Raw genomic sequence first — 23,290 nt, 5'->3', positions numbered from 1 at the left:
ATTTACTTTTACAATTTTTCGTTTCTTTATCTCACATTTTTTATCTATAGTAACCCTAATATTCCAAAATATATTATACTCTAAAATTTTCAAGATTGCAATTTTTTGACGGCATTTCAAAAATTATTTATTTTCTATAAAATTATTAATATTTTTTTATTCTTTTATTTATTTTTACTGTTATTCTATCTATTTTTAAAATACTTTGATTAACAAAATAAAAATATTTAATTGTAAAAATTACAAAAACATTATATAATTAAAATAACATGTGTTGTATAACTAAATTTTCTTGTATCAAAATAACCAAATATAGGCGATTGCAGAAATAAAAGCGGTAACGATTGAATAACAGCAGTATTTATATCACAAGGAGGCGAGATTCCTTATCAAGGAATGGAGAATAACAAGAAAATCAAGCATAAAAATACTATGTTTATCAGATTTTTAAACTTTTACAAATGACTAAAATAAATAATAAAGGAGGTTTTATGTTTGAAAAATTTCGGCTAAAAAAACTCTCAAAGGTTGTACAGTCGGTTATATCAAATCTTTTTGAGCAAATAGCAAAAAAAGATTACTTTGGTACTTTTTCTAAAATAAATTTTTTAAATATTGAAAACGTTGCTTTATTATATAAAAAAAATAAAAATATTGTTATTAGCAAAAGCGATGTATTTCTAAAGGCTTTGGATAAATACATTTCCAATTCAGGCATTGACTTATCCTTTTTGGAAAATGTCGATTTAAAAAAGCTCGTTGAAAAATTTGAGAGGCTTTGTGCCAATGGATATAAAAATTTTATTGAAAATGATATTAGAGATAAAATAATTGAAAGAATAAAAAAAATATTAGAGATTTTACAAAAACTATATTTATTTTTTTATATTCTTTTAAATTATACTTCAATAAGTTCAAACACAAAAATTTGCAGAGCTCCTCCATACGATTTTTATTAAAAACAGCTACTAATAAAAATAAAAAAAAACTGGAGGGAATCAAAGTGAATAAAATATCAGAAATAAAAAAAGAAAATTCTGTAAATTTAAATGAAGAAAAAATAAATGAAAATAAAAAAATCGAATTAAAGGGAATTAAAATAGGAAAATATTATATTGAAAAACCAATTGTTCAAGGTGGAATGGGAGTTGGAATCAGCTGGGACAGACTTGCTGGAAATGTAGCAAAAAATGGATGTCTTGGAACAATAAGCGCCATCTGCACTGGATATTACCAAAATATGAAATTTGTGAAAAAGGCTGTAAAAGGACGTCCTCTTGGAACAGAAAATGCCTACAATCGTGAAGCGCTTTTTGAAATATTTAAAAATGCAAGAAAAATTTGCGGAGACAGACCGCTTGCCTGCAACATTCTTCATGCGATAAATGATTATGCAAGAGTTGTAAATGATGCGCTTGAGGCTGGAGCAAATATTATTGTTACAGGAGCTGGACTTCCGCTGGAACTTCCAAAGCTTGTAAAAGATTATCCAGATGTGGAAATTGTTCCGATAGTTTCATCAGCCAGAGCATTGAAAATAATTTGTAAAAAATGGAAGGCTGCTGGAAAAATGCCAGGGGCAGTAATTGTAGAAGGTCCAAAAAGCGGAGGACACCAAGGTGCAAAATATGAAGAGCTATTCGCTCCTGAACATCAGCTGGAAGCAATCTTGCCTCCAATAAAGGAAGAACGTGATAAATGGGGAGATTTTCCTATTATTGCAGCAGGTGGAATATGGGACAATAATGATATAAAAAATATTATGGCTCTTGGAGCAGATGCCGTTCAAATGGGAACAAGATTTATCGGTACTTACGAATGTGATGCAAGCGATGTTCTAAAACAGGTATTGCTTGAGGCAAAGGAAGAAGACATTGTAATCGTAAGTTCTCCAGTTGGTTATCCTGGACGTGCAGTAAAAACAAATTTAATCAAAACATTAGAACCTGGTGAGAAAAAAATTCAATGTATAAGCAACTGCGTATTTCCTTGTGAACGTGGAAAAGGAGCAAACAGAGTGGGATACTGTATTGCCGACAGTTTAGGAGATGCTTATCTAGGTAGACTTCAAAGCGGATTATTTTTCTCAGGAGCTAATGGATGGAGATTAAAGGAGCTTGTGCATGTAAAAGATCTGATAGATGAACTTATGACAGGAAATAATTAAAATTTCAATAATCAGTTCAAGAACGAGGGGCAAAAACCCCTTGTTTTCTGATTATAGGCTAATCTAATTTTTTTACTGCCTTCAGAAAAGATTTTTGCCCGACTAAAATAAGACTGAACTAAAAAATTATAACTATTCTGCTTAAACTCAGTCAGCTCCCTAGGTCTTGAGTATAAAAAAAAATTAAAATTAACAAATAAAAATGGAGATAGAAATGCTTAGAAGAATAAGTTTTAAACGAATAACAAATATACTTTTCAGCAAAGATATTGATGAAAATGAAAAAGAAGCAAAAAAAAATATGAAAAAAGAACGCCAGCCAATGAAACCTCTCACAAAGAATACTGAAATAAAGGAAATTAAGGATTCAAGCCTTTTTTATATACCTCTTTCACAGCATATAGGAAGCCTGTCAATTCCAATAGTAGAAATTGGAGACTATGTAAAAAAATATGAAAAAATCGGAGATGCTTCAGGAAGTATTTCAGCCAATATTCATTCACCAATTTCTGGAGATGTTGTCGACGTTGTCGATCATTTCATCGCAAATGGAAAAAAGATAAAAACAATTATTATTGCAAATGATTTTCAGAACAAGGAAGCGGATTTGACAAAAAGAGAACTTCGTGACTTGAAATCAATAAAAAAAGATGAAATTTTTAAAATAATCAAGGAGGCAGGAATAGTTGGACTTGGAGGAGTGCAGTTCCCTACACATGTAAAATATGATATAAAATTCAGAAAAGTAGAAACTTTTATAATAAATGGCGCTGAATGTGAACCTTATTTAACTTCTGACTATTCTGTCATGAAAAACTTTACAAAAGAGATTTTACGTGGCTTAAAGGTTATACAGAAATTATTAAATCCAAAGGAGATTGTCATTGGAATTGAAGAAGAGAATAAAGAATTAATTGAAATATTTGAAAAAGTACAGGATGAAGAAGAATTTAAAATAAAAATAGAACTGCTTCCTGTAATTTATCCTCAAGGAAGTGAACTGCAATTAATAAACACAATTACTGGAAAAGAAGTTAAAAAAGGGAAACTTCCGCTTGAAAAGGGAGTAATTGTAAGCAATGTAAGTACAGTCAAAGCTATTTATGATGCTTTTTTTGAAGGAAAGCCGTTAACTGAAAGAATTGTGACAATTTCTGGAGAAAAAGCTAAAAATATTGGAAACTACAGATTAAAATTTGGAACTCCAGTTTACCATATTGTGCGGGAATTAAAAATTACTAACGAAGACAAGGTAATTTTTGGCGGACCAATGATGGGAACAGAAATTTTTGATTCTAGAGTGCCGACAGTAAAGGGAACTTCTGGAATATTATTTTTAGACACGGAAGAAATTGAGCGTAAAAGCTGCATTTCTTGCGGATATTGTGTAGAAGCCTGCCCAATGAACCTAATGCCTTTTGAATTTGCAGATTACTATAAAAATGGAAAATATGAAAAAATGGCAACAGCTAATATTCAAAACTGTATTGAATGTGGGGCTTGTGAATTTGTATGCCCTTCAAGAGTTCCTTTGATGGAAAGCATAAAAACTGGAAAATTAATCTTGTCGGAATTGGAGGTAAAAAATAATGAAAAATAACGAAAAATCGTTAATGGAAGAAATATTAGGCAGAAAAAAAGATAACAGTAAAAATGAACTTTTAGACAATGATGACACGCTTTTAAATTCTACAGTTCACAGCCTTCCAAAAACTGAAAAATTACAAAATAATTACTCTCAAAATTCTGAAACAAATAAAAATAATAATAAAGTAAAAAATTTGAATAATACTGGAAAACTTGAAAAAGTAAAAAAAATAAAAGAAAAAGAAATAAAAAAAGATAAGATTAATATAAAAAAAATATTTTCTAAAAAAGAAGTTCCAGAAAGTGATAAAGAAATTAAAAGAAAAAAAATAATAAAAAGTTTTTTTAAAAAAAGAAAATTAAAAAAACTATCTTTTACTCCATATATAAGAACTGAAATTGAAGTAAGAGACATTATGAAAGATGTAATTATATCATTATTTCCGGCTATCATCGCCTCAGCTTTAGTTTACGGAACGAGAGCGCTTCTTTTAATAGCATTTTCCGTTTTATCCGCTGTTGTAACTGAAAAACTTTTTTCAAAATATTTCCTGAATGACAATAATTCTGTTCATGACTTATCAGCAGTTATAACAGGTATCCTTCTGGCTATGACACTTGCCCCGTTGACTCCATTGCCTATCGTTATTTTTGGAGCCTGCATGGCAGTCATTTTTGGAAAATTGATTTATGGAGGAATCGGAAAAAACATTTTTAATCCTGCTGTAATAGGTTGGGAATTTATGACTGTATTTTTTTCATCTGCAATGTCTTCTGGAACAATCTGGTTCAGTCAAGAATTATTGCAGTCATCTGGAATAAAATTTTTTACAGGATTTAATAATTCTATGTTTTCAAACTATCTAGACGGATTACTATTAACACCCTCAGGATCTGTTGGATCTTATTCGGCATTCGCCTTAATTTTAGGAGGATTATATCTGCTGCTAAAAAATCGTATTTCATGGCATATTCCAGTAAGCCTGTTTGTAACATTTTTTCTAGTTACAATATTTCTAAAAAGCAATGTTTCAACTGGCGGATTATTATTAACAGGAATCTTTATGGCAACAGATATGCCAACAAGCCCATCATCTGCACCAGGAAAAATATACTACGGAATAATGTTAGGACTTGTAATTGGGCTTTTATCAATACTTGGAATAAAAAATGAAATATTATCTTATGTTCTGTTAATATTAAATCCTTTTGCACGAATTATAAACAAAGTTTTTCGACCTGCAGTATTTGGTTACGCTGTAAAGGAAGAAATGTTAAAAAACTCTGGAAAAATGATTTTACTTACTCTTGGAATTTTTGCTTTTGCAATTATTTTTGCTGGAATCCATAAGATAGGAGCTATGCCGTATCTAGTATATCTTTATATTCTGATATCTACATTAAATTTAATTTCAAGTAAAAATAAAATAATTCATAAAAATCTAAAAAATGCAATATAAACTCCAGTATTTACTTCTAAAAATATTGCAATCCTTTTAAACGAGCAATTTAGATTAACTGATATAAATATTGAAAATTATTTAAAAATATCTTTTAACTAAAAATTTTGATAAAAATAAAAAAAATGGCTGCCTCATAAAATTAATTTATGAAATACAGCCTTTTTTAATGCTCCTATTTTTTTATCAATGTAACACTAACTTCAGAATCCTCCAAAGCAGCACCATTAATAAAATTTACTCCATCAAAATGCAAAATATCTCCTGGAACTAAAATATGTTTTTCAGTTTCATGTGAACTACTCCCGCTTTTAGAAGCGGGAGCTTCTTGGGAAGTATCTGCTTTTGCTAGCCAAATATATTTACCAAGCTCTTCGGGCAGTCCCTGCCCTGTTTTTTTTATTTTCCTAATATTCCAACATCAATTTTCCAATGTTTTTTATATTCACTGCAGCATTGTAATCTCTATCAATTTCAATCCCACAGCACTCACATTTATAACTTCTTTCTGATAATTTCAGTTCCTCTTTAACGTTTCCACATTTACTGCAAGTTTTCGATGACGGAAACCATTTACTTATCTTCAAAAATTGTTTCCCTAAAAGCATCAGTTTATACTCAAGCATTCTCAAAAACATTCCCCATCCATTATCTCCTACACTTTTACCAAAATTTAATGACTGGCTCATCCCTTTCATATTCAAATCCTCAACAACCACAGCATTATACATTTCAGATAATTTTTTTGATAATTTATGTAAAAAATCTCTTCGGCAATTTTTGATATACTCATGCAATTTTGATATTTTCGCTTTTTGCTTATACCAATTTTTAGAAAATTTTACTTTTCTCAATAATGATTTTTGTAATTTCTTCAATTTTTTCTCCAACATCCTAAAATATCTTGAATAATCAGCCCTTTGGTTTTCAGAACTGACAAATAATTCAGACATTGAAAAATCAAGTCCAATTACTTTATCATTACTTGGGATTTTTTGGATTTCTTTCTTAAATTCTGTCAAAACAGAAACATAGTAATTTCCATTACTGTTTGTTAGTGTTACTGACTTTATCTTGTAATCCTTCGGTATTTCTCTATGATATTTCAATTTTACTCTTTTCAATTTTGGCAAAACCAAATATTTGTTTTCTTCAATTCGTATCGAATCATTCACACAATTTGTCGTATAACTTTTAACATTATTTTTTTTAGATTTGAACTTTGGAAACTTCGCTCTCTTTTGAAAGAAATTCGTAAACGATCGTTTTACATTCAATTGAGCATTTGAAAGTGCCAAACTGTCTACTTCTTTCAAAAATTGGTTTTCACTTTTCAAACTAGCAGGTGTAATTATTTTATTTTTTCCAGTTTCTTTATAAAATTTATTCGCAGTGTACAAAATCGTATTATAAACAAAACGAACACATCCAAAAGTCTTATTTATCAATAATTCCTGCTCTTTATTTGGATAAATCCTGTATTTGAATGCTAAATTATATTTCATGAAATTACACCTCCTCTTGATTTTGAATATTTTTTTAATTATTTCTCTTCGATATTTTATACAAAAATTGTATCATGGATATACCCTTTTTTCAATTTTTTTACAAAAAAAGCAATTCATCTCCCACTTATAGAAAGCCTACGACTTCTTGCTATCTTTTTGTTAAATAGAAATCCAGCTTCATTTTTTACATTCCCAAGCATTTTTATTCACCTTCTATTTTCTATTTATTTATTTTTTTCGTTTTATACAAATCTTCCAATAATTCATCATTATTTTTATATTTTTTTATAAGTTCAATTAAATTTCTTGTTCCTTCAACTTCAGACATTTCACTTAATTCTCTTCGCAATTTCCATATTTTTTCCAAATTCTTCCTTGGAATTAAAAGCTCCTCACGTCTTGTTCCACTTTTTAACACATCAATCGCTGGAAATATTCTCAACTGCTCAAGTGTTCTGCTTAAAATGATTTCCATATTTCCTGTCCCTTTAAATTCCTCAAAAATCACTTCATCCATTCTGCTTCCAGTTTCAACAAGAGCCGTTGCAATAATTGTTAAACTTCCACCATTTTTTATATTTCTTGCAGCTCCTAAAAATCTCTTTGGATAATAAAGCGCATTTGGGTCAATTCCACCTGAAATTAACTTCCCGCTTGATGGAATAGTAATGTTATACGAACGTGCAAGCCTTGTCAAGCTGTCCATAAGAATTAAAATATCTTTTCCACGTTCCACTTGTCTTTTTGCCATCTGAAGCACATTTTCCGTAACTTCCGTATGAACTCTTGGATCTTCATCAAAAGTCGCCGAATAAACTTCCGCATCCTTCACATTTTCCTTAATATCCGTAACTTCCTCAGGCCGTTCATCAATTAGCAGTATCCAGACATCAATTTCTGGATTATATTTTATAACATCATTTGCAAGTGTTGAAAGAAGCACAGTTTTCCCAGCCTTTGGCGGAGCAACTATAAGCCCTCTCTGCCCTTTCCCAATAGGCGAAACAAGGTCTATAATTCTAGATGAAATTTCTCCACCTCCCAAATTTAACTTTTCATCTGGATAAGATGGCACTAAATCATCAAAATACGGACGTTCCAGCGATTTTTCAGGCAAATCCCCATTTACAAGCAAAACCTTCAAAATCCCATAATTTTTCTCTGTTCCAATCGGAATTCTTAATTCCCCAAATACAATATCTTCATTTCTTAAAAAAAATCTCTTTATTTGAGAAATCGACACATATACATCAGGTCCAATTGACGTATTTCTCAAAAATCCATAATTTCCATCACCTATTACATCCAGTTTCCCAAATCCATAGGTTTTCCCTCTTTCCTCACCTTTTTTAATTAAAATAGCATTTATAAGTTCAAGTTTTGACATTCCTGAAAAACCTTCAATTTTATATTCTTTTGCCATTCTTTTCAATTTAGTTACATTTTCAGAAAGAATATCCTTTATCATTTTTTCTTCATAATTTGAATTTTCAAAGGCAGTTTTTTTACTTGAATCTTCTTCATCATGTTTTTGCTTTTTTTCTTCAGCTAATTCTGTATTTGCCAATGATTTATCTACCTCAGCTTTTCTTGGCCGTCCTCTTCTAGGTTTTACCGTTTCTGCCTGTTCTTCCAGTAACTTTTCAGCCTCAATTTCCTTTTCTTTTTTTATCATCTATTCCTCCACCAGCTCTCCATATAATGTCCATGTTTTAGCATCATAAATTCTTGTATTTACAAATTTTCCCTTCAAATCCTTTCTATCGCTTTTAAATAAAACTATTTTATGCGTAGAACTTCTTCCAGTCAACATTTCAGGATTCTTTTTACTAGGTCCTTCAACTAAAACTTTTACAATTTTCCCTAAATATTTTTGACTTTCTTCCTTTGCCTTCATATTTTGCAGTCTCATAAGCTGCTGCAATCTTTCATTTTTAGTATGCTCATCGACCTGCCCTTCCATTGTAGCTGCAGGAGTCCCGCTTCTCTTGGAATACATAAACATAAATGCATTTTCAAATCCAACTTCATTTACAACATCCATCGTATCTTGAAAGTCTTCATCTGTTTCTCCTGGAAATCCTACAATAATATCAGTTGTAAGCCCAATATCAGGCACTTTTTCCTTAATTTTCCTAGCAAGCGCAATAAATTCCTCCTTTGTATATCCTCTATTCATTGCATTCAAAATTTTTGTAGATCCTGATTGTAATGGCAGATGTAACATTCTAGCTATTTTAGGATTTCTTGCAATCGTATCGATTACTTCATCGCTAAAGTCCTTTGGATGTGGTGACACATATTTTATCCAGAAATCTCCTTCCACATTTGCACTTTGCTCCAAAAGTTCAGCAAAATTATCTTGCCCGTTTGCAAAATCACTTCCGTATGAATTTACATTTTGCCCCAAAAACAATATTTCCTTATATCCTTTTTTAGTATACTGCTCAACATCCCTCACAACTTCATTAAGTGGCACAGAACGCTCCATTCCACGCACATAAGGCACAATACAGAAAGTACAGTAATTATTGCATCCATAAGTTATCGAAATGGAAGCTACAATATCATCTCCAAAGTCCGCATCTACTCTAGTCGGTAATTCATCTTCATCCTCCACCATAACAATATGCGTTTCTTCCCCAGATTCAATTCTTTCCAGAAGATCAGGAATTCTCCCAATATTCTGATTTCCAAGCACCAAGTCAACATAAGGCGTCTTTTTAATAAACTCATCTCTCACTTCTTGAGCTAAACACCCCGTAACTCCAATAATCATTTTCCCATCTTTTTCTTCCTTAATTCTCTTCAAATCTCCAAGTTTTCCATACACCTTAACAGCAGCGCCTTCTCTAACCGTACAAGTATTCAAAAACACCAAATCCGTATTTTCAATATCTTCAGTCATACTGTATCCCATTGTCTGCAACATCTGTTTCATTTTTGCACTTTCATTTACGTTCATCTGACAACCATAAGTTATTATTGTCGCTCTTTTTTCCACTTTTTCCCTCCAAATTTCAGTTCTTTTCTAGTTTTTATGATTTTTCTGAATAGCTTTTGAATTGCCGCAAATATGATATATCTTTCCGCTCAAACAGCTTTCCAATAACTATCCAAGCCAAAATCTACATTTTCAAGACTATTTTCTCTTGTCATAATGGTATCATTTTTATTTTAGAATTTCAAGAAATTTTTATTATTAGTTTCCCTTAATATCCCAAATAATAAAGAAGTTTACAAATTATTTTAGTAAAAATGCTTTTAAAATTTAATTTATACTAAATCCCATTTAAAAAATAGAAATTATATTTTATTTATTTCCTGACAAGAGGTCTTGATCCCTTGCATAGTAGATATAACAAATTTATTATTTTATCGAGAAATAGCATTAGAAATAAAATTTCGACACATTTTCTAATAATTCACTATTTAATATTCTCTTTTTTTATATAATAATAAATAAAAAACACTCTAAAAGTGTAGAGTGCAATTCATTATGAAAAAATTTAATTATATTATTGGTGCCCGAGGCCGGAGTCGAACCGGCACGATATAAAATCGACGGATTTTGAGTCCGTTGCGTCTACCAATTTCACCACTCGGGCTAATTTTCAAATTACTCAATTATTATAATATATTTTTTCAATTTTGTCAACTTATTTTAAAACTTTTTTTGATATTTTTACTAAATTTGAAATCTTTTTGATTTTATTTAATGCTAAAATCACGTGAACTACTCCCGCTTTTAGAAGCGGGAACTTCTTGGGAAGTATCTGATTTTGTTAGCCAAATATATTTACCAAGCTCTTCGGACAGTCCCTGCCTTGTTTTTTTATTTCCTAATATTTCAACATTTCTTTTCCAATGTTTTTTATATTCAGTGCCGCATTGTAATCTCTATCAATCTCAATTCCACAGCACTCACATTTATAACTTCTTTCTGATAATTTCAATTTTTCTTTAACGTTTCCACATTTATTACAAGTTTTCGACGATGGAAACCACTTATCTATCTTCAAAAATTGCTTTCCTAAAAACATCAGTTTATACTTAAGCATCCTCAAAAACATTACCCATCCATTGTCTCCTACACTTTTCCCAAAATTTAATGCCTGACTCATCCCTTTCATATTCAAATTCTCAACAACCACAGCATTGTATTCTTCAGACAATTTTTTCGATAATTTATGCAAAAAATCTCTTCGACAATTTTTAATATACTCATGCAATTTTGATATTTTCGCTTTTTGCTTATACCAATTTTTAGAAAATTTAACTTTTCTTGATAATGATTTTTGTAATTTTTTCAATTTTTTCTCCAACATCCTAAAATATCTTGGATAATCAGCTCTTTGGTTTTCAGAACTGACAAATAATTCAGACATTGAAAAATCAAGTCCAATTACTTTATCGCTACTTGGTATTTTTTGAATTTCTTTTTCAAATTCCGTCAAAACAGAAACATAGTAATTTCCATTACTGTTTGTCAATGTTACCGACTTTATTCTATAATCCTTTGGTATTTCTCTATGATATTTCAATTTTACTTTTTTCAATTTCGGCAAAATCAAATATTTGTTTTCCTCAATTCGTATCGAATTATTCACACAATTTGTCGTGTAACTTTTAACATTATTCTTTTTAGATTTGAATCTTGGAAATTTTGCTCTCTTTTGAAAGAAATTCGTAAATGATCGTTTTACATTTAATTGAGCATTTGAAAGTGCAAGACTGTCCACTTCTTTCAAAAATTGATTTTCACTCTTCAAACTGGCAGGTGTAATTATTTTATTTTTTCCAGTTTCTTCATAAAATTTATTTGCAGCATATAAAATCGTATTGTAAACAAAACGAACACATCCAAAAGTCTTATTTATCAATAATTCCTGCTCCTTATTTGGATAAATTCTGTATTTGAATGCTAAATTATATTTCATAAAATTACACCTCCTTTTGATTTTGAATATATTTTTTAATTATCTCTAACGGTGCACCTCCGACACTTACAACTAAGTAACTTCTACTCCAAAAATATTCTTTCCACAATCTTCCCCTTATTTCAGGAAAGTCTTTTTTTATCAACCTGCTGGAAGCACTTTTGTAAGTATTTACAAACTTAGAAAGTTCAGTATTAGGCATAGCATTAATCAACATATGAATATGATCAACATCATGTTCCCATTCTTTAAGAACAATGTTATACTTCGGACATATTTTTTCAAAAATCTCTTTCAATCTATTAGAAATTTCATCATTAATGACTTCTCTTCGACATTTTATACAAAAAATCATATGATAATTTATATCAAATACTGAATGATAATTACTATTATATGACATTATTATTACCTACTTTTATATTATTTTACTGAATAAATTATATCATAAATATATCCTTTTTTCAATTTTTTTTACAAAAAAAAGCGATTCATCTCCCGCTTATAGAAGCCGGAGACTTCTTGCTATCTTTTGTTAAAATGGCTAAAATATAATTTTTATTTTTTAAATGTAAATAGCATAGCAAAACTTATCTAAGATCAAATTCAAAAACTATAACTATTTTACTCAAATCCTAGATTTATATAATTTTCATCGGTTCAATTTTAGATAAGTTCAATTATACAAACTATTTTTTTTAATAGATCTGTTCGACAACTTAATTTTTTTATTTAACAAGGAATCAATACACCTTGCTTCAGAATATTTATTTTATTAAATTCTAAATAAACATAGTTTCCGAACAAGTCTAATATATAAAAAGAGACGGAATAATTTTTCCATCCCTTTTATATATGAATCTATTTAAATAAACTATTTAACTTCTAAACCAACGTTTAATCCTGCTCTTAATTCGTTGTATTCTCTTGTGTATTTATCAGTACTTGAGTAACGTCCGTCATCGTATACACCTTTAACAGTTTCTTTATTAACAACTCTGTATTTAACTTCAGGGTTTAATGTTAATGTTCCTACTGATAAATCAATTCCTGTTTTATATCCTAATCCAGTCCATACTGAGAAATTGTTTTTAAATCCGTGTCTAGCAGTTTGTTTTTCCCATTCATTTTCTGTATTAATTAATCCGTAGAATCCTGCTAATTCAGGTGTTTTATAAGTTGCTCCAGTTACATAGTCTAAATATACAGTAGATTTAGCATCTTTTCCAGTTTCAACTAATTTACCTTTTGCATCTCTTAAGTGGTTATTCAATGTAACATAATAGTTTAAATTTCCTGCTCTATTATCGAAAACTTTACCATTAGTTGCTAAGTCAAAGTTACCTCCAACACCGCTTGTTTTACCATTTATAAAGTCGCTTCCTGACCATGCGTTATCTCCGTCTTTTTCTCCTGATTGATCGAAGTATACAAATTGAGCTTTTCCATCAAAGTGATGACCGAAGAAATCAATTCCAAATTCTGGTCCTACATAAATTTCATTTGATGTTCCTCTGTGTCCTGCATATCTACCATTTCCATTAGTAGATTTGTATTTCCATCCTAAATCCCATTTAGCAGTCCAAGAACCTAATTTAACATCTTTGTATAATGCAATGTCATTTTCCCAAGTTTGAGATTTGTCATAAACTCCATTTGTTACTAATTTTTTGTTTTGGTAATCAAAATCATTTTTTACTCTATCTTGATCATTTTGGAATTCAAATCTTAATCCTAAATTTCCTTCATCTACTAAATTCAAATCTCCACCAAGAACATTTCTCCATCTAGTTTTTTCTTTGTTTTGTCCTTTGAATCCTGCGATTCCTAATCCATTTCCTGTATTTGTTTTTTTGTCTGTATAACTTTGTCTAAGTTCGCTAGAGAAATGAATTTCTTTTACTGTATCTTGATCAGCCATTGCTAAACTAGATACGCTTAAAACTAATGCTAATACTCCTAATAATTTTTTCATTGTTTTTTTCCTCCTAAAAATAATTTAACAAATATATCTTAACAATTCACAGTTAATTTTATCATAATAATATGAATTTGTAAAGTTTTTTTAAAAAAAAGTATTTTAATTAATAAATTCAAGATAAAACTAAATATTTATATCATAATAACCATACTTCTAAATTAACAAAAATGTTATATCTTCCATTGAAAATGAAGAAAAGAGACTTGATAACAAATATAATTTTAAATATTTATTATAAAAAATACTGTTTTCAAAAATATACTTTACATTTAAGATATACGAATCTTTAATATTAAAATTTATAAAAATATAAACTGCAATATCTCTATAAATCTCATAATTTAGTATACTTTATAATACTAAAAAAGACAATAGCACTATAAATAAATCCAAAAAAATTTTTAATAATTTAATTAAGTGCTATCATTTATTATACTTTGATTATAAATATCTTATTTTATTAAAAATTTCATCAAACAATATAAAATACTTATTTCAACCTATGAACTGCTCCCGCTTTTAGAAGTGGGAGCTTCTTGGGAAGTATCTGCTTCTGTTAGCCAAATATATTTACCAAGCTCTTCGGGCAGTCCCTGCCCTGATATGCGAGTATTATACCATATAATAATTATTATTTCAAGTTATGTTCTGCAATTCATCTCCCTCTTGTAGAAGAGAGAGACTTCTTGCTAGATATTGTTAAAAAAGTTTTACAGAAAACTATTTAGTAATAGTTGCAACTACTCCTGAAGCTACTGTTCTTCCACCTTCTCTAATCGCAAATCTTAATCCTTCTTCCATTGCAATTGGGTGAATCAATTCTACTGTCATTTCTATGTTATCTCCAGGCATTACCATTTCTACACCTTCTGGCAAGTTTACTTCTCCTGTAATATCAGTTGTTCTGAAATAGAATTGTGGTTTGTATCCTGTAAAGAATGGAGTATGTCTTCCTCCTTCATCTTTTGTCAATACATATACTTCTGATTTAAATCCTGTATGTGGAGTGATTGTTCCTGGTTTTGCCAACACTTGTCCTCTTTCCACTTCTTCTTTCTTAGTTCCTCTTAATAATGCTCCTATATTATCTCCAGCTTGTCCTGAATCTAATAATTTTCTGAACATTTCTACTCCTGTTACTGTTGTTTTTGAAGTTGGTTTAATTCCTACGATTTCTACTTCTTCTCCAACTTTTACTACTCCTCTTTCTACTCTTCCTGTTACTACTGTTCCTCTTCCTGTAATCGTGAATACATCTTCAATTGGCATAAGGAATGGTTGGTCAATTGGTCTTTCTGGTGTTGGAATATATTCATCTACTGCATCCATCAATTCTACAATTGCATCTATCCATTTTTGTTCTCCATTTAATGCTCCTAATGAAGATCCTTTGATTACTGGTACGTCATCTCCTGGGAATCCGTATTCGTTTAATAATTCTCTTACTTCCATTTCTACTAATTCTAATAATTCTTCGTCGTCTACCATATCTACTTTATTCAAGTATACTACGATGTAAGGTACTCCTACTTGTCTTGCTAGCAAGATGTGTTCTCTTGTTTGAGGCATTGGACCATCTGCTGCTGATACTACTAAGATAGCTCCATCCATTTGAGCTGCTCCTGTAATCATATTTTTTACATAGTCAGCATGTCCTGGACAGTCTACGTGAGCGTAGTGTCTTTTTTCTGTTTCATACTCAATGTGAGCTGTGTTAATTGTAATTCCTCTTTCTCTTTCTTCAGGAGCTTGGTCAATGTTTTCAAAATCAACTTTTTCAGCTAACCCTTTTTCAGCTAATACTTTTGAAATTGCTGCTGTTGTTGTTGTTTTACCGTGGTCAACGTGACCGATTGTTCCTATGTTTACGTGTGGTTTACTTCTCTCGAATTTAGCTTTTGCCATTTTAATTTTTCCTCCATTTTATTTTATTTTTTGTTTTTTAATTAATGTATTTTTATCATTTTAATTATAGCATATTTAAAAAATAATTGCAACTATGAAAAAATAGTTCCTTTTCTTGAATTTTTTTTATAAAAATTATATAATATACCTAATCTCTTTAATATTAAACTTAACTATTAGTAAAATTCAAAAAAGTTAGTTTTAAAGTGATTTTACTAAAAATCTAGAACCTAAGGGAGTACAACAATGAAAATACACTTTATATTACACGAAACATTTGAAGTTCCAGGAGCTTATCTTGCCTGGGCAGCGCTTTCTGGACACGATGTCACAATGACAAAAGTCTATCAAGATGAAAAATTACCTGAGAATGTGGATTCACTTGATTTTTTAATAGTAATGGGAGGTCCTCAAAGTCCAATTGGAGATAATAGCGAGTTTCCTTATTTTGACCCAAAGGCTGAAATTGATTTGATTAAGAAAGCTATAAAAGCTGATAAATACATAGTTGGAGCATGTCTTGGAGCTCAGCTTCTAGGAGAAGCCTACGGTGGAACTACAGAAAAAAGTCCTTCTTGCGAAATTGGAAATTTTCCGATTGAATTAACTGAAGATGGACTAGAAGATAAAAATATTAAGCATTTTGGAAAACAAGCGATAACAGGACATTGGCACAGCGATATGCCAGGACTTCCTGATACAGCAAAAGTTTTAGCAAAAAGTAAAGGATGTCCACGACAAATTATAAAATATAGCGAAAAGCACTACGGCTTTCAATGCCATCCTGAATTTACAAAAAAAGTGGCAGAATTATTAATTGATTCAGATAAAGATCTTGAAAAGAAAAGCCAAACTTTATCATTTGTCCAATCACCTCAAACAATCCGTAATAACGATTATAATGAGATGAATAATCTTCTTTATGAATTTTTGGATAATTTTACAAATAAATAAAGTAAATGTGTGGAAAAACAGCTAAATTAAATGTGGAATACTTTTTAAACCTTGTTTTTAAAATATTTCAAGGTATAATTGTAGCAAAAGTAATCTAAGAACAAAAAATTTAGGAGGTTTTATTATGAAAAAGATATTTTTTTAATTTTTTTAATGTTTTGCCTGAACACTTTTTCCAATGTAAATTAGAGAGTGTAAAAATTTTTGTGTAAATAGAACAGCAAAGTACTGAATTTACTGGATTCATCTGTTAGTTTACACAAAATTTTGGACATTCTCGTAAATTACAACGTTTTTGTAATTATGGATAATAATGCAACCAGAAATGTGGAAAATATCTCAAAGGGACTTAAAGAGGCAGGAATTGAAAGCCTTTATTCAAAAGGATATGCAGTCCATCTGACACTTTATCTTACAGAATACAAACCTGAAGCATTAAAAACAATAAAGAATACTGTCAATAAAATCGCAAATCAGACAAAGCCTTTTGATATAGAATTTTACAGATTAAGAAAAACTGGCGGAAACTGGTTTATGCTTGATGCTCAAAACAATGAAGCTATACAGCAGCTTGCAGATGAAATAACAGTCAGCTTGAACAAGTATCGTGCAAAGGACGCACAAGTTCCCGACTGGGCAAAATCTATTCCTGAAAAAGTAAAATCTTTCAATTTGTACGGCTCTCCAAACGTATTTACAAGTTTTGATCCGCACATAACTTTACTTACTCCAGAAGATTCAGCTAAAATAGACGCATTTACTTCAAAATACGACTTCAATCCTTTTAAATCTAAAGTCATTGGTATTGGAATTGCTCAAGTAGATGATTTGGGACAAGCTAAAAATATAATTTATTCAGTAAAATTTAAAAAATAGAAAAGGAGAAATTGTATGAAAAGACTTGGAAACTATGAGGAAATACTGAATAAAATAAAAGAGGAAAAGTATTTCTTATTATATGTTTCAATGAATAACTGCAGTATCTGTCATGCTGATATGCCAAAAGTTGAAAAAATTGCAAATGAAAAAAATTTTCCATCCTATCATATTGAAGCCCCTGAAATTCCTGAAGCTGTTGGGCAATTAAGTCTATTTTCAGTCCCAGTAGTTATTCTATTTTATGAAGGCAGAGAGATACACAGACAAGCTAAAATTATTGATTTTGACGAATTAAATTATAGAATTGAACAAATAAGTGAAAATAAATAAATACCAAAAGGGAACTGATTCTAATAAAACTAGAACCAATTCCCTTAATTTTATTTGCCTAGCAATTTTAACCCATAAGACTTAAAAATTTCTTCAGTTTTTTCAACTAATTCTCTCGTTGGTGTCGGTGTATCTTTTAATTTATATTCTTTTCCAACCTTTTCCCATTTATACTGCCCCATTTGGTGAAATGGCAAAATGTCTACTCTTTCCACATTTTTCAACTGTGAAGTAAACTTAGCCCAGTCGTGTAAATCTTTTTCATCATCAGAATATCCTGGAACTAACACATATCTTAACCAAACAGGTTTATTGATTTCATCTAAATATTTTGCAAATTTTAACGTATTGTCAAGTTCAACCGAAGTCAATATTTTATATTTTTCAGGATTTATGTGCTTAATATCGAGAAGCACCATATCCACAAGCTCCAACACTTTTTTCGCCTTTTCATTAAAAATATATCCAGATGTATCAAGTGCCGTATGAATCTTATTTTCACGGCAAAGTTTAAACAATTCCATCAGAAATTCAGGCTGCATCAAAGGTTCTCCACCAGACACAGTAACTCCGCCAGTTTTTATAAATCCCTTCACTTTTAAAATTTCCTTCATAACTTCCTGTGCTGTCATTACCATTTTTTTATCCTTAATTTCCCAAGTATCTACATTATGACAATATAAACATCTAAGAGGACATCCCTGTAAAAACAGCACAAATCTAATTCCTGGTCCATCTTTTGTCCCAAAAGATTCAAATGAATGTATGTATCCTTTTACTTCCATATTAATTTTCTCTCTTTCTCTCTTACTTTTTTAATATAAATTCAATATAAAATTTATACTATTATTTCCCGCTAGAGTAATGAATTTATTATAAATTCTATTTAACAAGGGGTCTTAACCTCTTGCCAGAAAATAAATAAAACATATTTTCTATTTTTTTAATAGGATATATATTCAAATAATAGAAAATAATGCCGCATAACTCATATTTTTATGAAACTATGCGACATTTTTCATATTTTAACAATTTATTGAATTTGTTTAACAGCTAAATTTAAATTTTAAATTTTTAAACTTTCAAAAATTACATTTTGTTTGAAATTGTTCTGTTAATTACATCTAATTGTTGTTCTCTAGTCAATTTAACGAAGTTTACTGCATATCCAGAAACTCTGATTGTTAATTGTGGATAATTTTCAGGATGTTCCATTGCATCTTCTAGTAAATCTCTTCCGAATACATTTACATTTAAGTGGTGTCCTGTTTGGTTGAAGTATCCATCCATTAATCCAACTAGGTTAGTTTGTTTTTCATCTGCATTTTTACCTAATGTTTCTGGTGTAATTGCGAATGTATAAGAAATTCCATCGTTTGCATCTTCAAATGGGATTTTAGCTACTGAAGCAAGTGAAGCAACAGCTCCTCTTGTATCTCTTCCGTGCATAGGGTTTGCTCCTGGACCAAATGGTGCTCCAGCTCTTCTTCCATCAGGTGTATTTCCTGTTTTCTTACCATATACAACGTTTGAAGTAATAGTTAATACTGATTGTGTAGGGATTGCATCTCTATACATCTTGTGAGTTCTCAATTTATTCATAAATCTTCTTGTAATATCTACTGCAAATTGGTCAGTTGCATCATCATTATTTCCGAATGGAACATAATCTTTTTCATTGATGTAGTCAACTGCATCTCCTTCTTCATCTCTTACAACTTTTACTTTACCATATTTAATAGCTGCAAGTGAATCCGCAATAATTGAAAGTCCAGCAATTCCAAATGCTTCTGTTCTTCTGATGTTGATGTCGTGTAATGACATTTCCAATGCTTCATAAGAATATTTATCGTGCATGTAGTGAATGATATTTAGTGCTTTAACATAAGTTGAAGCTAACCAGTCTAATACTTTGTCTAATTTTTCCCAAACTTCATCAAATTCCAAGTATTCACCTTTGATTGGTTCAAATTGTCCAACTGGTGTAACTTGAATCTTAGATTTTTCATCTTTACCACCGTTAATTGCATATAACAATGCTTTTGGCAAGTTTACTCTTGCTCCAAAGAATTGCATTTGATGTCCAATTGTCATTGGAGATACGCAACATGCGATTCCATAGTCATTCCCAAATTGTGGTCTCATAATGTCGTCATTTTCATATTGTACTGATGAAGTATCAATTGACACTTTAGCACAGAATTTTTTCCAGTTTTCAGGTAATTTTTCACTCCATAAAACTGTTAAGTTTGGTTCAGGCGAAGTTCCCATGTTGTACAATGTATGTAATATTCTGAATGAATTTTTTGTAACCATTGATCTTCCGTCTAATCCCATTCCTCCAATTGATTCAGTTACCCAAACTGGATCTCCTGAGAACAATGCATCATATTCAGGTGTTCTTAAGAATCTAATTATTCTTAATTTCATAACGAAGTGATCCATTATTTCTTGAGCTTCTTTTTCAGTCAAAGTTCCTTCCTGCAAATCTCTTTCCAAGAAAATATCTAGGAATGTAGAAGTTCTACCAATACTCATTGCAGCTCCATTTTGATCTTTAGTTGCTGCCAAGTATGCAAAATATAGCCATTGTACTGCTTCTCTACCATTAGTAGCTGGTCCTGAAATATCAAATCCGTAAGCTGCTGCCATTCTCTTTAATGCTTTTAATGCTTTAACTTGTTCAAAAACTTCTTCTCTAAGTCTAATTACATCTTCAGTCATTTCAGCTGGATCCAAATTTTTGTATTGTTCTTCTCTGTCAGCTATCAATCTGTCAACTCCGTAAAGAGCAACTCTTCTGTAATCTCCGATAATTCTTCCACGACCATAAGCATCTGGAAGTCCTGTAATAATTCCTGTATGTCTTGCTTTTCTTATTTGTTCAGTATAAGCTGAGAAAACTCCGTCATTGTGAGTTTTTCTGTATTTAGTAAAAATTTCTTCAGTTTCTGGATCTAATTTATAACCAAAAGCTTCCAAGCTGTTTTTTACCATTCTTAATCCACCATTTGGGAAGATTGCTCTTTTTAGTGGAGCATCAGTTTGAAGTCCTACAATTTTTTCCAAATCTTTATCAATATATCCAGCTCCATAAGCATCTATTTGAGAAGGTATTTTAGTTTCAGCGTCATAAATACCTTTTTCTCTTTCTACTTTAAATTTTTCAGAAAGCTCTTTCCACAATTTAGTAGTTGCTTCAGTCGGTCCTTCCAAAAAGCTGTCATCACCTAAATATTCTGTATAATTTAATCTGATAAATTCTGTAACATCAATATTGTCTTTCCAATTTCCTTCTTTAAATCCTCTCCATGCGTCCATTATTTAACAACACATCCTTTCAATCTTTAATATTTGTTATAGTTTATTTGTAATCATTATAATATTGAACTTAACTCTACAGTTATTATACCCTAAAAATTTCATAAAAGCAAATATATTTTTAAAATTTTTAAAAAAATTTTTTTATAAAAAAAGCCGTCCAAATGCCGTAAATAGTGAAAAAAATAACTTATAGAGTTTAAGCACATAAATGACCATTCCATAACAAAATTTATTTATGGATTATCTTTCTATCTTTTTTAAATTCCAAATACTGAAACATCATTCTACGTAAATATATCATCTGTTTCAAAATATTTGTTCTGCTTTGTAAAGTTCCCTTTTCTTTTCCCAGTACAAAATTAAAAATTGGAATATCTGAAAAATTTCTTATCGTATTTAAAAATTTTGAATTGGAAATTATAAGCACTTGTTCGTAACCAGTATTATTTCTTGTGATAACTTTCTTAAAATTATTTAAATGTTCCACCTTAACCACCTCTAAAAAATTAAAAAATTTCATTACTTTATTAAATGACTTTAAAATCTGATTCTCTTCCACATCAACTAAAACTAATGTCCTTATTTTAACGGTTTCATCCAAATGAATATATTTTTTCAAAAGTTTTTTATTTAATAAATCCTTATTTTCAAAATTTACAGATGTTTCAGCAATACTGTAAACTTCTACTCCTTCTTCCTTGCCCTTTCTAGTTTCTACCTTTTTTATTCCAAATGTTTCTTGATTTTTCTCAATCATTATGGCTTTATTAATTTCACTTAATATTTTTTCAGGTTTTCTTTTTTTTCTATGCAGTTTTTTATAAAACAAAGTCATAAATTTACAATCTATTTTCAATTTTTCCCTTTTAGAAATTTTATCCATCATTATAAAAAACTCTTTATTTTCATCAGTTTTCTTCAGCCTATATTTGAATTTTATATCTGTACTTTTCATATTTAAAATAAAATATGTTAATATTGAATATTTTTCGTACATTGAAATTATATCTGTAAACTGGTCAATATACAAAAAAAGAAGTCTTTTTATATATTTAATATTTTTTATTTCCAAAATTTCCTGCAATATTTTAAAATAGAAGTTTTCTTGATATGTACTTTTTCCAATATAAATCTTTTCCATTCTTCTCATCAGTATTTCCCTCAAATAGTTCTCCCTTAACTCTTTAAGGTCATAATTCTTGTTTTTAAATAATTTTTCTATATTTGCTGTTCTTATGTATTCTAAATGCTTTATATTATAAGTTTTTAATATCTGCTTTAGATCGTTTTGAATATTTTTAGTATTTTGTTCATTTCTCCTGATTTGTTTATTGAATTTGTAAATATTCAGCTTTTCCTTCCCAAGCAGCAAGATAAGTGTGATAAGTTCCCGCCTGAATGACATTCTCATATTTATATCCCTGTCATTTATCTTAAATAGGCTTTCATAATATTTTCCAAAATAATATAAATAATTTTTACTTTTATGTATTATCCCATTATCATTTTTACATAAAAATTCATTTATATGTTTAATCATACGATCTATTATTTTAAATCCATATTTTTCTTCTAATTTTTTTCTATTAACAATTTTAAAATTTAAAATATCTTTTAATATGTCACTTTCATTAAAATCAAGCCCCATTAATTATTTACTCCTCATAATTCTTATTAACCTTGTAATATCAATAATTACTAATATTTTCATAATAACAATTATGAGTTTATTTTTTTAGATGACATTTTTTACTTTCTTATTTTAACAAATTCTCCCTTAAATACTTGGTTTCAACCTATTTATTAAAATTAATTTAAAATTAAAGTGAATAAAAATATTTATAAAATTATGCTATTTAATTACTATTTTTTATAGAAAATATCATTATAAGCATTTTCAAAATTTATAATTTTTTTGTCTTTTTTTTCTAAAAGAATCTAAAATATCATAAGAAAACGAATTAAAAAAAATATTTATTTTATTAAGAACCCTTTATTTTCAAGGATTTTTTACTAATATATAAATTATTAAATAAAAAAAACATCAACAATTTGTTATTTTAAAATTTTATTTTTTGACAGTGAAACTTAAAATCAAACTCGAAAAGTCATAAATATTTTTGCTTTTGCTAATTTTCATAAACAAAACATATTTTCTTCACTTTCAAATTTATAATTTATAAATATATTATTTAAAAAATCTTGACTGTGAAATAAAAAATTTGTAATTGCAAAAAAAATAATATTGTATTATA

17 protein-coding genes and 1 tRNA gene are annotated in these 23,290 nt (G+C 29.5%); 7 read left to right on the top strand and 11 right to left on the bottom strand.

What is annotated here, in order from left to right; translation table 11 throughout:
• Positions 1–491: 491 nt before the first annotated feature.
• The 4 genes from FVE74_RS02005 to FVE74_RS01990 all read left to right on the top strand — a co-directional run bounded on the left by FVE74_RS02005 (position 492) and on the right by FVE74_RS01990 (position 5,214).
• Positions 492–959, top strand: a complete 468-nt coding sequence (locus tag FVE74_RS02005; RefSeq protein WP_147002968.1) for a hypothetical protein — start codon at positions 492–494, stop codon at positions 957–959.
• Between the two features lie 182 nt (positions 960–1,141).
• Positions 1,142–2,167 carry a nitronate monooxygenase gene (locus tag FVE74_RS02000; RefSeq protein ID WP_232054099.1) on the top strand — a complete coding sequence of 342 codons (1,026 nt, stop codon included), beginning with the start codon at positions 1,142–1,144 and terminating at the stop codon, positions 2,165–2,167.
• 214 nt (positions 2,168–2,381) lie between these two features.
• Positions 2,382–3,767 (top strand): electron transport complex subunit RsxC, encoded by a 1,386-nt coding sequence (gene rsxC, locus FVE74_RS01995; protein ID WP_147002967.1) that lies wholly within the window; start codon positions 2,382–2,384, stop codon positions 3,765–3,767.
• Positions 3,757–5,214 (top strand): RnfABCDGE type electron transport complex subunit D, encoded by a 1,458-nt coding sequence (locus FVE74_RS01990; RefSeq protein WP_147002966.1) that lies wholly within the window; start codon positions 3,757–3,759, stop codon positions 5,212–5,214. The genes rsxC and FVE74_RS01990 overlap by 11 nt, the downstream gene beginning before the upstream one ends.
• Before the next feature lie 407 nt (positions 5,215–5,621).
• Here the strand turns inward: FVE74_RS01990 and FVE74_RS01980 are convergent, their stop codons facing one another.
• From FVE74_RS01980 to tuf, 8 genes are all read right to left on the bottom strand, one after another.
• Entirely contained in the window at positions 5,622–6,719 is a 1,098-nt protein-coding gene (locus FVE74_RS01980; protein ID WP_147002965.1) for an RNA-guided endonuclease TnpB family protein, read from the bottom strand.
• 223 nt (positions 6,720–6,942) lie between these two features.
• Positions 6,943–8,190 (bottom strand): transcription termination factor Rho, encoded by a 1,248-nt coding sequence (gene rho, locus FVE74_RS01975; protein WP_218975017.1) that lies wholly within the window; start codon positions 8,188–8,190, stop codon positions 6,943–6,945.
• Between the two features lie 207 nt (positions 8,191–8,397).
• Positions 8,398–9,726 carry a tRNA (N6-isopentenyl adenosine(37)-C2)-methylthiotransferase MiaB gene (gene miaB, locus FVE74_RS01970; protein WP_147002964.1) on the bottom strand — a complete coding sequence of 443 codons (1,329 nt, stop codon included), beginning with the start codon at positions 9,724–9,726 and terminating at the stop codon, positions 8,398–8,400.
• A gap of 518 nt (positions 9,727–10,244) precedes the next feature.
• A tRNA-Leu gene (locus FVE74_RS01965) sits at positions 10,245–10,330 on the bottom strand.
• Between the two features lie 234 nt (positions 10,331–10,564).
• The gene (locus FVE74_RS01960) at positions 10,565–11,662 is read right to left on the bottom strand and encodes an RNA-guided endonuclease TnpB family protein (RefSeq protein WP_147002963.1); all 1,098 of its coding nucleotides are present in this window, start codon (positions 11,660–11,662) and stop codon (positions 10,565–10,567) included.
• A gap of 4 nt (positions 11,663–11,666) precedes the next feature.
• Positions 11,667–12,065, bottom strand: a complete 399-nt coding sequence (tnpA, locus tag FVE74_RS01955) for an IS200/IS605 family transposase (protein WP_147002962.1) — start codon at positions 12,063–12,065, stop codon at positions 11,667–11,669.
• Positions 12,066–12,536: 471 nt separating this feature from the next.
• Positions 12,537–13,637 carry a hypothetical protein gene (locus tag FVE74_RS01950; RefSeq protein ID WP_147002961.1) on the bottom strand — a complete coding sequence of 367 codons (1,101 nt, stop codon included), beginning with the start codon at positions 13,635–13,637 and terminating at the stop codon, positions 12,537–12,539.
• A gap of 726 nt (positions 13,638–14,363) precedes the next feature.
• Entirely contained in the window at positions 14,364–15,548 is a 1,185-nt protein-coding gene (gene tuf / locus FVE74_RS01945) for an elongation factor Tu (RefSeq protein ID WP_147002960.1), read from the bottom strand.
• Between the two features lie 246 nt (positions 15,549–15,794).
• Here tuf and FVE74_RS01940 point away from each other — a divergent pair, with 246 nt between their 5' ends.
• The 3 genes from FVE74_RS01940 (at position 15,795) to FVE74_RS01930 (ending at position 17,711) form a co-directional block, all read left to right on the top strand.
• On the top strand, positions 15,795–16,502 hold the full coding sequence (locus FVE74_RS01940) for a type 1 glutamine amidotransferase (protein WP_147002959.1): 708 nt from the start codon (positions 15,795–15,797) through the stop codon (positions 16,500–16,502).
• Positions 16,503–16,805: 303 nt separating this feature from the next.
• A complete protein-coding gene (locus FVE74_RS01935; RefSeq protein ID WP_232053995.1) occupies positions 16,806–17,378 on the top strand; it encodes a 2'-5' RNA ligase family protein in 573 nt (190 codons plus the stop codon).
• 15 nt (positions 17,379–17,393) lie between these two features.
• A complete protein-coding gene (locus FVE74_RS01930; RefSeq protein ID WP_147002957.1) occupies positions 17,394–17,711 on the top strand; it encodes a thioredoxin family protein in 318 nt (105 codons plus the stop codon).
• A 50-nt stretch (positions 17,712–17,761) separates the two neighbouring features.
• Here the strand turns inward: FVE74_RS01930 and pflA are convergent, their stop codons facing one another.
• The 3 genes from pflA to FVE74_RS01915 all read right to left on the bottom strand — a co-directional run bounded on the left by pflA (position 17,762) and on the right by FVE74_RS01915 (position 22,683).
• Positions 17,762–18,496: a pyruvate formate-lyase-activating protein gene (gene pflA / locus FVE74_RS01925; protein ID WP_147002956.1), complete on the bottom strand. Its 735-nt coding sequence runs from the start codon at positions 18,494–18,496 to the stop codon at positions 17,762–17,764.
• Positions 18,497–18,800: 304 nt separating this feature from the next.
• Positions 18,801–21,032: a formate C-acetyltransferase gene (gene pflB, locus FVE74_RS01920; RefSeq protein WP_147002955.1), complete on the bottom strand. Its 2,232-nt coding sequence runs from the start codon at positions 21,030–21,032 to the stop codon at positions 18,801–18,803.
• A 232-nt stretch (positions 21,033–21,264) separates the two neighbouring features.
• Positions 21,265–22,683 (bottom strand): hypothetical protein, encoded by a 1,419-nt coding sequence (locus FVE74_RS01915; protein WP_147002954.1) that lies wholly within the window; start codon positions 22,681–22,683, stop codon positions 21,265–21,267.
• Between the last annotated feature and the right edge of the window lie 607 nt (positions 22,684–23,290).

The organism is Leptotrichia wadei (genome assembly GCF_007990445.1).
Taxonomy (GTDB): domain Bacteria; phylum Fusobacteriota; class Fusobacteriia; order Fusobacteriales; family Leptotrichiaceae; genus Leptotrichia; species Leptotrichia wadei_A.
The sequence above is the reverse complement of the archived record's forward strand: the minus strand, read 5'-3'. Positions and strand labels throughout refer to the sequence as shown.